The sequence below is a fragment of the Flavobacterium sp. LC2016-12 genome (assembly GCF_015351595.1).
Classification (GTDB): domain Bacteria; phylum Bacteroidota; class Bacteroidia; order Flavobacteriales; family Flavobacteriaceae; genus Flavobacterium.
Genome location: NZ_JADKPT010000011.1, coordinates 113218 through 126223, shown reverse-complemented (window position 1 = coordinate 126223; position 13006 = coordinate 113218). Strand labels below are relative to the sequence as shown.

At 32.6% G+C, this 13006-nt stretch carries 9 protein-coding genes; 5 read left to right on the top strand and 4 right to left on the bottom strand.

Annotation, left to right across the window (positions count from 1 at the left end):
• Positions 1–114 precede the first annotated feature (114 nt).
• Positions 115–603 (bottom strand): DUF1761 domain-containing protein, encoded by a 489-nt coding sequence (locus IRZ99_RS16515; protein WP_194658314.1) that lies wholly within the window; start codon positions 601–603, stop codon positions 115–117.
• Between the two features lie 180 nt (positions 604–783).
• On the opposite strand from IRZ99_RS16515, the gene IRZ99_RS16510 reads away from it, so the two are divergent.
• The 5 genes from IRZ99_RS16510 (at position 784) to IRZ99_RS16490 (ending at position 4632) form a co-directional block, all read left to right on the top strand.
• Positions 784–1497, top strand: coding sequence for a Two component regulator three Y domain protein (locus IRZ99_RS16510; protein ID WP_194658313.1), 714 nt, complete (start codon positions 784–786; stop codon positions 1495–1497).
• A 251-nt stretch (positions 1498–1748) separates the two neighbouring features.
• Positions 1749–2366, top strand: coding sequence for a cysteine hydrolase family protein (locus tag IRZ99_RS16505; RefSeq protein ID WP_194658312.1), 618 nt, complete (start codon positions 1749–1751; stop codon positions 2364–2366).
• Positions 2367–2368: 2 nt separating this feature from the next.
• Entirely contained in the window at positions 2369–2899 is a 531-nt protein-coding gene (locus IRZ99_RS16500; protein ID WP_194658311.1) for a hypothetical protein, read from the top strand.
• A gap of 186 nt (positions 2900–3085) precedes the next feature.
• The gene (locus tag IRZ99_RS16495; RefSeq protein ID WP_194658310.1) at positions 3086–3391 is read left to right on the top strand and encodes a hypothetical protein; all 306 of its coding nucleotides are present in this window, start codon (positions 3086–3088) and stop codon (positions 3389–3391) included.
• A 215-nt stretch (positions 3392–3606) separates the two neighbouring features.
• Positions 3607–4632 (top strand): trans-acting enoyl reductase family protein, encoded by a 1026-nt coding sequence (locus IRZ99_RS16490; RefSeq protein ID WP_194658309.1) that lies wholly within the window; start codon positions 3607–3609, stop codon positions 4630–4632.
• A 151-nt stretch (positions 4633–4783) separates the two neighbouring features.
• Here the strand turns inward: IRZ99_RS16490 and IRZ99_RS16485 are convergent, their stop codons facing one another.
• The 3 genes from IRZ99_RS16485 to IRZ99_RS16475 all read right to left on the bottom strand — a co-directional run bounded on the left by IRZ99_RS16485 (position 4784) and on the right by IRZ99_RS16475 (position 12244).
• Positions 4784–5878 carry an exopolyphosphatase gene (locus IRZ99_RS16485; protein ID WP_194658308.1) on the bottom strand — a complete coding sequence of 365 codons (1095 nt, stop codon included), beginning with the start codon at positions 5876–5878 and terminating at the stop codon, positions 4784–4786.
• Between the two features lie 666 nt (positions 5879–6544).
• Positions 6545–7897 (bottom strand): TlpA disulfide reductase family protein, encoded by a 1353-nt coding sequence (locus IRZ99_RS16480; protein WP_194658307.1) that lies wholly within the window; start codon positions 7895–7897, stop codon positions 6545–6547.
• Between the two features lie 276 nt (positions 7898–8173).
• Positions 8174–12244 (bottom strand): hybrid sensor histidine kinase/response regulator transcription factor, encoded by a 4071-nt coding sequence (locus tag IRZ99_RS16475; RefSeq protein WP_194658306.1) that lies wholly within the window; start codon positions 12242–12244, stop codon positions 8174–8176.
• Positions 12245–13006: the final 762 nt, after the last annotated feature.

Sequence of the window (13006 nt, the reverse complement as noted above, 5' to 3'; positions counted from 1 at the left end):
TGGGAGCTAATTTTTTCAAAATTAGATAATATTTATAATAACTAGTCTGGTTTAAGTTATTATTAAGAAAACCCGTTTGAAATTGAATATCAAACGGGTTTTGTATGTATGATTTTATGCAAAAGCACAGATAATTCCTCCCATCAAAGTCAGAGTTAACATCCAATATCCGGCATGAACAAAAATATATTTCCATGATTTTCTTTCGAATAAAGCATTGATACCAATTATCGGTAAAGCAAAAAACAATCCTGACATGAAACCATGAAGTGCTCCGTGTTTAAAAGTACGATATGCTGTTCCATAATCTGCCATAAAAGCGGCAAATGAAGGTTTAGCATTTGCTAACATTGGCGGACCGCCTACCATACCAACTGCTCCTGATTGATGGATGGTTAATCCCATCAAAACTACTGTGATCATCAAAGAAAAGATATACGTAAATCCGAAGATTTTGAGCATATTTCCAGTTCGAAGTTCTTCCTGAGTCAGATTGTTTTCTTTCATCCAGATAGTTCCAAAGACTTTTGGATTGTACCAAATAAAACCAGTTACAAGTGTGACAATTCCAGCAAGTAGCAATGCAATAAAGTTAATTTCCATAATATGAGGTTTTTAGAATTAGTTGGTCAAATTTAATCAAAAAAACAATTCAATTAGTTGATTTTTTCCTAGTAGTATAAGTAGTGTTAAATATATACTTATTAACACTTTATCGACATTTACTGCTTTATGTCTAGAAATTGCATAATTTTAAACCGTAAACAAATCCCAAATTTTGTTATGAAAAGCTTAACCTTATTTTTAATAGCTTTTATTTTTTCATTGAATATTTATGCAGATACTGTCTCAGATAAAGAAAAAGAAGCCTTAATTAAATTTTACTATGCAACAAATGGAGCAAATTGGAAAATTAAATGGGATTTATCACTTTCTGTGTCAACATGGTACGGTGTTCAGGCTGAAAATGGAAAAGTAATTGGACTTTATTTAGACGATAATAATTTGACAGGAGAGTTACCTGCTGAATTCTTTGATCTGGTAAATTTAGTAACTATCGATTTGCATAAAAATAGTTTGCAGGGAAAATTGCCTGCAGAGATTGGAAAATTAAAGCAACTTGAAGTACTTTCGTTATTTAATAATGAAATTCAGGGCGATTTGCCCAGTTCGATCTATCAAATTTCGACGTTGAAAGTGTTGCTTTTAAACAGCAATAAGTTATCCGGGACATTAAGTACTGAAATAATCAATTTTCATGCCTTGCAAAATTTAAGTTTGTTTGATAATAGCTTTGAAGGTGAAATTCCAAAAGGGCTTGAAAAATTACACAATTTATCTGAAATGAATCTTTCGTATAATAAATTTAAAGGAACTGTTTCTAAAAACCTGGCCCTATTAGACCCGCTTAATATGACTATGTTTGATGAGGATGGAACCCCACATTTATTAGAAATTAATACTGAAAAAGAAACTACCATTGTTACCCAAAATTAATCGTGCTTATGAATGAAAATTACTCTCGTTAAACAAGTTGATTAAATATATTTAGTTAATTGCTGAAAACCGTAAGTCATTACGGTTTTTTTTGTGTTTTTAAATTTTAGTATTTTTTGATATTTCGAAGGTTATCAGGTTATTAGCGGTATATCAATAATTTAAATAAAATTAACTTATTAAAAATCAATTAATTAAGCTAAGGTTTGGATTTTGAGGAAGAAACTAAAGTAACTTCTAAATTTCAAATTATGAGTACTTATCAAAATAAAAGAACAGCCTTGATATTGATTGATCCGTTTAATGATTTTCTTTCAGAAAACGGAAAATTATGGCCTTTTGTAAAAGAAACCGTGGAAAGCGGAAATGTTATAGCAAACATAAAAAAGGTTTTGACTGCTGCCAGAAAACATAAAATTCAGGTAGTTTATGCGCCTCACAGGCATACTCAAAAAGGAGATTATTTGAATTGGAAATTCTTTTCACCCTCGCATAACGGAACTAAAAATTTTACGGTTTTTGAAAAAGGGACTTGGGGAGCTGAATTTCATCCGGAACTCCTGGCTGTAGAAGGTGATTTGATAGCTCAAAATCACTGGACGGCTAGTGGTTTTGCTAACACTGATCTTGATTTTCTTCTAAAAATGCACGACATCGATCATATTATAATTGCCGGGATGCGCGCCAATACCTGTGTTGATTCGACTGCCAGATATGGAGTAGAACTGGGTTATCATGTAACTTTAATTAAGGATGGAATCGGTGCTTTTAATCAGGAAGAAATTAGAGCGACCGTAGAAACAAATTTTCCGAATTACGGACATTCTCTTTTATCTGCAGAGGAATTTATTAAAACTTTAGAATCATAAAGATGGAAATATTGGCTGAATGTACTGCAAAGGCAATAATTCATTGTGCGGCAGAAAAAATAGATATTACCGATTGGCTTTTTACGTTAAAAGATCAGGAATATCAATCTTGTTCGGTTAGTCATATTGCAGGAGGAACTTCGGTTTCGCAAGACGGAAAAAGGATGTCAATAAATGTCGAGCGTATTGCGGGTAATCTTCTGGTACAACATTATATAGAAGAAGTTGGTGAGAGAAATCATTGTAAAGTTAATTCGATTTCTGATTCGATTTCTGATATGGGAATAACTAAATTAGGAATAACCTGGGAAATTAAAATTATTCCTATAACAGCAAATAGCTGCGAGTTTGTCAACAAGGTTTTGGTGACTTCAACACCTGAATTTTTAGCAGTATTAAAAGCGGTTAATATTGAAAATCTGGAAATGGTAAAGAGTCAGATGCTGCAAAATGTAGAAGCGCATAATAACGAAGAAACGCCTTTATTTGCTGCGGATATTCACAATAAAGTATTAGCTGGAAAGTGGGATTAATTTTCTGTTAAAACAGAAGAATAAAGAATTTCTCAAAATAGAATTTTATATAACTTTGTGCCAAATTGATAATTTAAGATCAGTTTGTAAAACAACTTATATTTTTTCATAACTTTAATATTCGATTCAACTGAAATTAGGTTGAAGTGATGAGGAAATTAATTTAAAACTTTTAATACTAAAATTATGGTAGTACAGTATCAGGGTGAACAACACGGAAAATCGACCACTTTTACAATAAGAATTATTGGAAATAACTTGTCTAAAAGTAGTTCTAATTATCAAATAGATTTATTAGTAGGAGATAAGCAATTACCGACTTTTACATCAGAAATACACCAAAGTTTGTCGAACTGTTTGAAAGAAATCTATTTGTTTAGAAAACATAACGGAATCAAATTCAATGCTTCTTCAGAGAAAATCACATCGCTTTTTGTGCCTTATGATCAGGTATTGTTCAACTACAATAAATACGCGTTGTTTAGAGCTTAAGCTTTTTATAATGCTGAAAATAGTGAAAAGACCGTTTGTGAGAACGGTCTTTTTTTTGTTGCAATCTGAAGGGATGAAAACAGGGGATTTTGCTAATCCGAAAAATGCGTTTATTTTAGTGCTAAATTTCTTGAAGAAACTGAAAGCCTTAACTATTTAATTATTTAGCTAAAAGTAATATCAAAATAACGATCTTTAAATATTAAAATCATTTTATGGAAAATAAAATCGCAGTATACGGTGCTTACGGTCACACAGGAAAATTTTTAGTTGCACAGCTTTATCAGCAAGGATTCAAGCCTATTCTAAGCGGCCGTGATGCTGATAAGCTGAATATATTAAGTAAAGATTATCCTGATTTGGTAATAAAAGTGGCAGACATTCATCAGCCTGAAACTCTGGATGTGGCTTTTGCCGATGCTGAAATCATTGTAAACTGTGCAGGTCCTTTTTTAGATACGGCAGAACCAATCATTCAATCTGCATTAAGATTAGGAAAACATTATCTGGATGTTAGTGCAGAGCAAAAAGCCGTATTGGACATCTTTGAACTATTCTCTGAAAAGGCAAAAGCTGCTAACGTAACAATAATTCCTGCCGCTGCATTTTATGGCGGATTGGGAGATTTATTAAGCACAACGCTTACGGAAGGCTGGGATAACGTAGATGAGATTTCACTTTATATTGGTTTAGATTCCTGGCATCCAACAAAAGGGACTCGATTGACTGGAGAACGAAATCATTATCAAAGATTTATGTTTGCCGAAAATCGTTTGCAACCTGTTCTGGAGGTTAAATCAAAAATTTGGGAATTCCCGCAGCCCATATTAACAAAAGAAGTTGTGACCGTACCACTTTCAGAAATAATTACGATCTCGCGACATATAAATGTGAATACAATAAATACGTACCTGAGTCAGAATTCTTTGGCTGATATACGCAGTAATGAAACACCAGAGCCTAAACCAGTAGATGAAAAAAACAGATCCTCTCAGCGTTTTTGTATGGAAGTGGTTGCAACAAAAGGCAATAAGAAAAGATCCGTTATAGCTGAAGGAATAGACATTTATGCCGTTACAGCTCCTCTACTTGTAGAGGCTATAAAAAGAATTTTAGAAGGGAAAATAAAAAAGCAAGGAGTAACAACATTAGGAGAAGCATTTGACGCAACAGCTTTTTTACGCGCTTTGGATACTGATGATATCGTAATTTCGGACATCAAAGAAACAGACATTAATTAAAAAGTTCAAAAAGTAAGATTGCTCCATATTAATAAGAAATCAGGATTTTAGCCCTGTATTTTGTTAAAAGAAAAGGATTGTAAATAAAAAAAATACCACTTCAAGTGATATTTTTTTTAATAAGAAGTTTTGGAGAACTATTCTAAACACTTTAAAAATTAGTATTCACTTTTTTAGAGCGATCTGCAATGTGCGAGATAAGCCAGATTGTTTGTCCGTCTTTTACAAAGAATATTTTTTTTGTCTCTAAATTTGGAATGCTTTCAAGGAGGCTCACCAATATGTTATTCGCAGAAATAAGATATTTTTGGTCATAAGTACTTAAAACTCTTGCTGCTTCTTTATTGGTTTTAGCAAGGGTAGTAAACTTGATGAAATTATTTTTTAAGATTGCATCATAATTAAGGACATCTTCCATACTTAAAGCAACATAATGCTCTTTAATGTTTTCATTATAATACAATGTTGCAAATGCCCAGACAGCGCCGCCTGATAAATAAATTTTTTCTTTCTTTAATAAAAGAGGATTTTTGTCAAGTAAATCTTTGATCTTCTTACGCAGAACCGAGTTAAAGTCAAAAGATTTTTCCTGATATACTGACATATCATTAGCTTGATTTTGATTGGAAACCGTTTTTTGTACTGCATCAGTAAGTGTCATTGTACCAAAATCCAGCTCAAGAGGTATAAATTCTAATTTATCATCTTCAAGTTCATCGATGTATCCTCCTTTGGTAGTCTGAGCACCAATATCAAGTAAGAAAGCGTTAGCATAATCTACTGGCGGGATAGCACCCTTAACCAACGTTTTAGGCTCTTCGTTAACATTAAGTATGTCAAGATTTTTATTGGTTAAAGAACTGATTTTATTTTTTAAAACGTCAATATTACGGGCAGATGCAAAAACCGGTGCAGCTACTATAAATATATTTTCTTCAAGAAGTTTAAACTCTTTTCTTATTTTATTCAATTGGTTGATAACTGTAACACCAGCTTGGGTAATATCATCCTGACTAAGCTCGCCGGTCGCAGTAATATGATCAGCAAAACTAAATCTGTCATTTGAAAAATACAAAATATCATAATCTGCTTTTCTGATATTATTTACATCAAGAACCGAAACTTTGATAGCTCTGCGTCCAATTTCAATTCCGGCATAAAGATTTTTTTGAGCAAATGAAGTAATTGAAAAAAATAAATTTAAAAGAATAAAAAATAGAATTTGGGATTTGTTTTTTTTAAGCATTGTATTTAATTGTAGTTATGTTATTATTTATTTTGAGTAAAGTAGTCTGAAAGAATAGTTTGATTATCAGGTCTGAATACTGTAAAATAAGTATTGAAAATAAGATCGCAAATTTATAAAATCATTTAGTAAAACAGAGCAGTTCTGAAGAAAACATAGCATTAAATTAATATGGATTTTTTTTAAAATAGAACATAACGATTTTATGTTTCTAACCTACTGATAGAGAATGGTAAACGTCGATGATTTTGTTAGTTGCAGGTGGGTATTACTTACTATTTTTTAAATATCACTTCTAAAAACAGTAAAATATTGTCGATTTCGTATGTTTTGTTATTTGGATTAAATTGAAAAACTGCCGAAAAAACGCTTGATCTTTTATGTTTTGTGAACGATTTTTCACTTGTCAAAGTGGAGTATTTGATGGGAGATTCTTTTTTTTCGGATATGTAAAAAGCAGATTATTTTATATGATAGAAATGGAAATAAAGCAAAGAAGAAAGTTTTTCATTACTTTATCTATTGAATCTGGTTTTGTTTTAAATTTCGTATTTCAACAAATTCATTGACCTTTTCAATTAGCATTTTTGTGAGTAATGAAATATTCAACAGTAACCAGTTTTATGGATGATTTTTAATAAAGCTATTTAAACATCTTAATTTGGATTATATTTTTAAGCTGTTTAATAGCTCAATAAGTTTAGAGTCAGAGGGTTTTGGTGCGCGTGCATTAATGATTTTGCCGTTAGGATCAATAAGGATAAATGTTGGAACGCCCTGAACGCCATAATCTTTTACGAATTTTGATTCCCATTCATTATCTGCTAATAATTGAATCCCGCCTAATTGTTTTTCTAGAACAAATTTGTTCCATTTAGACTGATCTTTTGTGGCATCTATCGAAATACTGACAAACTCAATATTTTTGCCTTTATATTGTTCCTCGACTTTCTGAAGAAACGGAATTTCCTGACGGCAAGGGCCGCACCATGTCGCCCAAAGATCAATGTAAATATATTTTCCTTTCAGATTTTCTAAAGTAGTTTTTCCTCCTTTTTGATTTTCATAATCAAATTTTGGAGATGGATTCCCAGGTTGTAATGCATTTGTTGCATTATAATTGAGGGTAAGTGTTTGTTTAATAATCGGATTGTTTGTAATTGATAAAAATTCCTGATATGTTTTATCATAACTCAGATTTTCAATATTAATATCATTTGTTGAGTTTTCGATTAAACGATTTTTTATGCTTTGACTTTTTAGAGCTTTAATCTTTGGAATTGCATTTTTAGCCGTAATGAACGTAGCATCACCATCTCCTTTAATATTTTCATAGAATTTACTTAACACAATTTCTTGATAATCATTTGAAAATAAAAAATCGGAATTATTATCCAGATCGATTGTTTCATCGACCTGTGGGTATGTTTCAGAAACTTTAAAGTCACTTAACCTTGCATAAAAATAATGGTATTTTTTATAAAAAAGTAAATGTTTGTGCTCCAGATAATGAATACTTTTGGATTCATTTATTTTGAAATTAGTATCAGTAAATTTTGTTTTGAGGTACAGGGTATTAACGGAACTTTTTATTTCCTGGAGTTTTTTCAGAAACTCATTTTCGTTAAGTTTATAAAGGTCTTCGTTTGTAATTGCTGAAGTTATAAGCTTTTTTTTGGCAAGGTATTGATTTTCAGTGCTTCCTTTGCCAGTAAATTTTAAAGTTGAAGTTAGGTTTGTATCATCAGCATATATCATCACTTTGGAATCTTTAGATAAATATAAGGGGATACTATTTTTAGAGGTTTCAATTCTATAAATACAATCACATTCTAATACTAGATCTTCTGAAAAACTGCCGTCTGGCTTTAGCTTGATTTCTTTATCAAGTAATTCCCCTTTAATTCTAATTGTTCTATTTTCGGTATTCGTGATTTTACCTGAAACAATTGTTATCCCTTCAGAAGTTGTGAAAGAATATAAAACTACAATTAAGAATACAAAAAAGACTTTTTTCATTTTTTAGCATTTAAAGAAGTGGAGGTTAAACTAAATATTCTTTAAAAATAAGGATAATTTTTAAAGAATGAATTTATAACATCACATTTACTGTAGCTAACAGCTTAATGATTAAATGTTTGGATTTCTAAATAACCAGTGATATTGAATAAAGTCTTTGTTGTCACAATCTTCCCGCTCCTGAGTGTGCCAGACAGAAGCTATAAAAAAATGGAACAAACAAAAAAAGCTCCCGATTTCTCAGAAGCTTTGTCTTACTATCAGGAAGGATTCTAATTATGTAATATCTCCCTTTTGAATAACATTCAATTCCTTATTAAAAGAATTTCTATATTTTTTGATATATTCTGAAGGTTTCATTCCAAACAATTTTACGAACTGTTGACGGAAATAACGTTGATCTTCTATACCAACCTGCGGACCAACCTGCGCTATATTAATATTTTCAGTAAGCATAATTACGGCGGCTCTGCGTATTCTGATCGATCTGATAAAAACATTTACGGTTTGTCCTGAAATTGCTTTAATCTTTTTGTAAAGACTTGAATGGCTCATACCCATTGCAGCAGAGAAACTCTTAAGGTTAAAGTCGCTGTTTTCAAGATTGGCCTCGACAATTTCTATACATTTATCCAGGAACTCTTTGTATTCAGTAGGAACCTTATTGACATTTTCACGAAGTGTTATACTGTCTAAGAAATACTTGCGCAATTGTCCTCTGTTTCGAAGAACAGCAGCTACACGCGCCAGAAGTATATCACTGTCAAAAGGTTTGGTAACATAATCGTCTGCACCTTCAGTAATACTTTGTAAATGAATATCATTGCTCGTTGTAGCCGTAAGCAGTATCACCGGAATATGGCTGAAATCATCATTTTGTTTGATTTTTTTGCATAAATCCAAACCATTCATGCCTTCCATAGAAATATCGCTTAGTACAATATCTGGCTGGTGTTTTTCGACAAGTTTCAGTCCTTCCAGTCCATTCGCTGCCGAATAAACAATATAGTTATCGAGGAAAAGCTGTACCAGATAATGATTCATTTCCGGATTGTCTTCCACAATTAGCAATACTTTTTTTGTACTGATTAATTCTGCTGGTATATTTTCAGGAGTTACCGCTTGATGTGTGCTTGTAGCTGTGTTTTGATTATCAGCCGGCATTCCTTCTAGAAGTTCCCCAACAAGAGGCGACATCTGCAGATAATTTTCATTGATGCTCATTGATGCAAAATGATTTTTTCCTTTTGGAAGTGTAATAGTAAACGTAGTGCCTTTTCCAACTTTGCTATCACACTTTATTTCACCATGATGTTTAGTCACAAAATATTTGGCAACATAAAGTCCTATTCCAAATCCATTGCTGGCTTTAGATTTAACCTGTCTGAATTCTTCAAAAATAGTATCGATATCATTTTCGTCGATTCCGCTGCCCGTATCTGATATAATAATAGAAACATCAGCCGTTTTCTCAATTATCTCAATACTTATAGATCCTTTATTAGGGGTGAATTTGAACGCATTGGATATTAAATTAAACAGCGTAATCTCTATTTTTTCATAATCACCATATATTTCAGTGGGCGTTTCTTCTTCAATAAATTGATAATTTAAACTTTTAACCGCTGCCATTTGTGTAAAGCTGTCATAGATTTCACGGCACAGGCTGTTTAAATTAATCTTAGAAACTTTGAGTTCATCAAGATCCGTTTCGGCTTTTCTAAACAATAGTAGTTGATCGGTAAGACTCAGTAATCTTTTGGCATTTTTATAGGCAAGATTCAGATCGAGATCATCTTCAGAACGTTTTTTTCTCTCAATGGCACTTTTTAGCGGATTTATAATCAAAGAAAGGGGAGTGCGCAATTCATGAGCCATATAAGTAAACATAGAAAATTGTTTTTCAGCATGTTCCTTGTCTTTTTTATGCTCCATACGGGCCAATTTTATTTCATAACGAAGTCTTTCCTTGTTTTTATGATATCCAACGTAAGCATAAATGGCAGCTACAGCCGCAATAAGGTAAAAGGTATAGGCCCACCATGTTCTGTACCAGGGCGGAAGGATTTTTACCGTTGCGAGCGTTACTTCGTTAGTCCAATTTCCAAAAACATCGGTTGTTTTTACTTTAAAGACGTAGGTTCCTTCGGTCAGTCTGGAATAATTGGCCCTGTTATTCTTTGAAGTATAGTTCCAGTCTTTGTCCCATCCTTCGAGAAAATAAGCAGTATTAATTTTTTCGGAATTGACATAATCAAGATAAACAAAATCAAAACTCAATGCCGATTTTTCATAGGGAAGTTCGGCAGCGCTTATCATCTCGAGTTTTTTTTCTGTGATATAAGGACTGTCCAATTTTAAGGACTGATTGTTTACCAGCAAATCATTTAATAAAAATTTCCCGGTATTTTTTTTGTCTTTAATATTGTCAGGATCAAAAACATTGAATCCGTTTATACCACCAAAAATAAATTCTCCAGTCGAAAGTTCCGTGCCTGCATTCCAGCTAAATTGATTGCCCTGAAGACCATCAGAAACACCGAAATTTCTAAAAGTATTATTCGTAGGATTCAGTCTTGAAATTCCGTGATACGTGCTCATCCATAAATCCCCTTTTTTATCTTCTAAAAGACGAAGTATGGTATTGCTCGAAAGCCCGTTTTGTGTAGTATGTTTTTTGAAAGTGCCCGTTTTTCCATTGAATAAAAGCAAACCTCCTTCAACAGTACCAATCCAAAGATTTTTGTTTTGATCTTCCGTTATGCATCTTATCGTATACTCAGAATGGTAGTTTTTTATTTTTTTTGTTTTGGGTTCGATCTCAAAAAAAGAATTGAAAGTTCCGCCCCAGATTTTGCCGTCTTTGGTTTCATAAAGACAAGTAACATCGCGTAAAGTATTACTATAGCAGATGAATTTATTTTGCTCTTTATCAAATTGATATAGTGCTCCGCCGTTAGTAACAGCGAGCCATAACGTTTTTTTTGAATCTATAAACAGCAGCCAGGATTCCTGTTCTGCTTTTTTAGTGATTTGATTGTAAATGGAGAAATTCTGAATGGCTTTTGAGTTAGGATCAATACGGCAGACGCCGCCTTTCCACATCGCAACCCAGATGGCATTATCAGAATCCCTGACGATGCTTGTAACAAAATTGCTCTGAATTTTTCTGCTGGCAGATGAGGTTGTAGAGTAAACATCGTAAGTATTTTGTTTCCTGTTCCAGTATCTCATTCCGGCGCCATCAGTACCAATCCAGATATTTTTCTTTTCATCTTCGCAGAAAGAAAGCATGAAGTTGGCGGCAGGATCTTCATCTTCTTTATTGGTTAGCGGATCTTTGCTTTTAAAATGATTAAAATCGAGCGGTTTTTTGCCCATCATACTTACGCCGCCACGAAGGGTTCCGAACCACATTTCGCCATTTTTGCTTTGGAAGATATCATACAAAGATTTACTGTTAAGTAATGAAACAGGGCCGTTAGCACGATACAGAACAGGAACAGTCTGATTTTTTGTAATGGTATAAAGACCAGCTCCATCAGTGGCAATCCATAGTCTGTTTTCCTGCTGATAAAAATCGCGTACAACCGTTTTTTCCGAAAAGTAATTTTCAGAATAAGTATTTAGATTGTCATTATATAAGTAGGCGCCTTCGTCTGATCCAATCCAGAGTCCTTCATTTGTCAGCTTAATACAATTGGCTCCTGTAATGGTATTATTGAGAAGTGTTATTTTTTTTGATTTAATATCGTACTGGCATAGACCCGTTCCAGTAATAAAAACATAGAAGATTTGTTTTTTCGCATTATAAGCTATTGATCTTGCGATATAATTTAATTTTCCTTTGAAAGGTATCGCTGTTCCAATTTTCTCACCTTCTTTATAAAGTACGATCGCCTCTTTTGCAGCGACGAGAATGATGTGTAGAGAATGTACCGCAATTATTTCGTAGGCAGTAACGTTTAAGGGTTTGATTTTTTTGTTCGTATCATAATATTGCAGCGGACTAAAAGAAGAGCGTTCCGCATTAAAAACTACTGGTCCAGCTGTTGTTCCTATCCACAAATTGTTTTCAAAGTCACCTTCGATGCAACTAATAGCATTTCCCTGAATAGAATTTGGATCAGTGTGAATATGGCGGTAAATTTTAAAATCATTTCCATCATATCGGTTAAGCCCATCAAAAGTTCCAAACCACATATAACCGTTTTGATCCTGATATATAGAGGCAACAGAATTGTTCGAAAGTCCTGATGAAATATCAAGATGTCTTATCGGGTAATTCTGTCCTGATGCATTTATGTGCAAAAGACTAATAACAAGAAAGAACATTAACTTATTCATAGAAAATTTTTTAAAAGCATGCTGTTCTCTGATATATGAAAAATAAAAGGGATGCGATCTAAAAGCGGAATCAATTTTTTAAGTGAATATATTTGAAATCTGATACTTTGCGAAATTAACACAATTATTATCTAATGTTCAAAAACACTACTGGTTTTTTTAGATTAACGGTAACCTGTTCGTTGTGCATAAAAAAATTAATTAAACACGTAGAAACATAGATTTTATGATCTTGAAAAAGGTAAATCAAAAGAAACTAGTTTCTCACACACAGTCCCAAAGTACAATGTAAGTAGGTTAAGCGGAAATCTATAAAATTACTACAGTTTAATCAAAAAAGTAATTAGAAAAATTCGTTTTTATCAGCGTTTTCGCTTTAGCGAATCAGTAAAATCAGCGTATAATTTTGACGCGGATAAAACAGATTTACTTTGTAAAAACGCGGATAAAACGGATTTTATTTACAATAATTCCATATTTCTATGTGTTAAAAATAAAAGCAACCAAGGGTAATTTATATTTCTGATAAATCTATTATTATAAAGGTTAATTATTTATAAAATCATTTTTTTTAAAGCAAAAAAATACAGAATATGCTTTTATAAAGTGTCGTGTGTACACTTTTACGAAATTGTCCCCTTTTATAAATGATTTTTTCCCTGTCTTAATAAGCTGCTCTGTACTTAATTTGCAGACTGCATTGATAAGCGATAACGTTTGAGTAATAGTGTATTATTTTTTTGTTTAGCGTAAGTCAATGAA

Excerpts from the sequence above, each read along its gene's own strand:
- IRZ99_RS16485 (WP_194658308.1), bottom strand. The coding sequence starts at position 5,878 with ATGCTTAAAAAAAACAAATCCCAAATTCTATTTTTTATTCTTTTAAAT.
- IRZ99_RS16510 (WP_194658313.1), top strand. The coding sequence starts at position 784 with ATGAAAAGCTTAACCTTATTTTTAATAGCTTTTATTTTTTCATTGAAT.
- IRZ99_RS16495 (WP_194658310.1), top strand. The coding sequence starts at position 3,086 with ATGGTAGTACAGTATCAGGGTGAACAACACGGAAAATCGACCACTTTT.
- IRZ99_RS16500 (WP_194658311.1), top strand. The coding sequence starts at position 2,369 with ATGGAAATATTGGCTGAATGTACTGCAAAGGCAATAATTCATTGTGCG.
- IRZ99_RS16480 (WP_194658307.1), bottom strand. The coding sequence starts at position 7,897 with ATGAAAAAAGTCTTTTTTGTATTCTTAATTGTAGTTTTATATTCTTTC.
- IRZ99_RS16505 (WP_194658312.1), top strand. The coding sequence starts at position 1,749 with ATGAGTACTTATCAAAATAAAAGAACAGCCTTGATATTGATTGATCCG.
- IRZ99_RS16475 (WP_194658306.1), bottom strand. The coding sequence starts at position 12,244 with ATGAATAAGTTAATGTTCTTTCTTGTTATTAGTCTTTTGCACATAAAT.
- IRZ99_RS16515 (WP_194658314.1), bottom strand. The coding sequence starts at position 603 with ATGGAAATTAACTTTATTGCATTGCTACTTGCTGGAATTGTCACACTT.
- IRZ99_RS16490 (WP_194658309.1), top strand. The coding sequence starts at position 3,607 with ATGGAAAATAAAATCGCAGTATACGGTGCTTACGGTCACACAGGAAAA.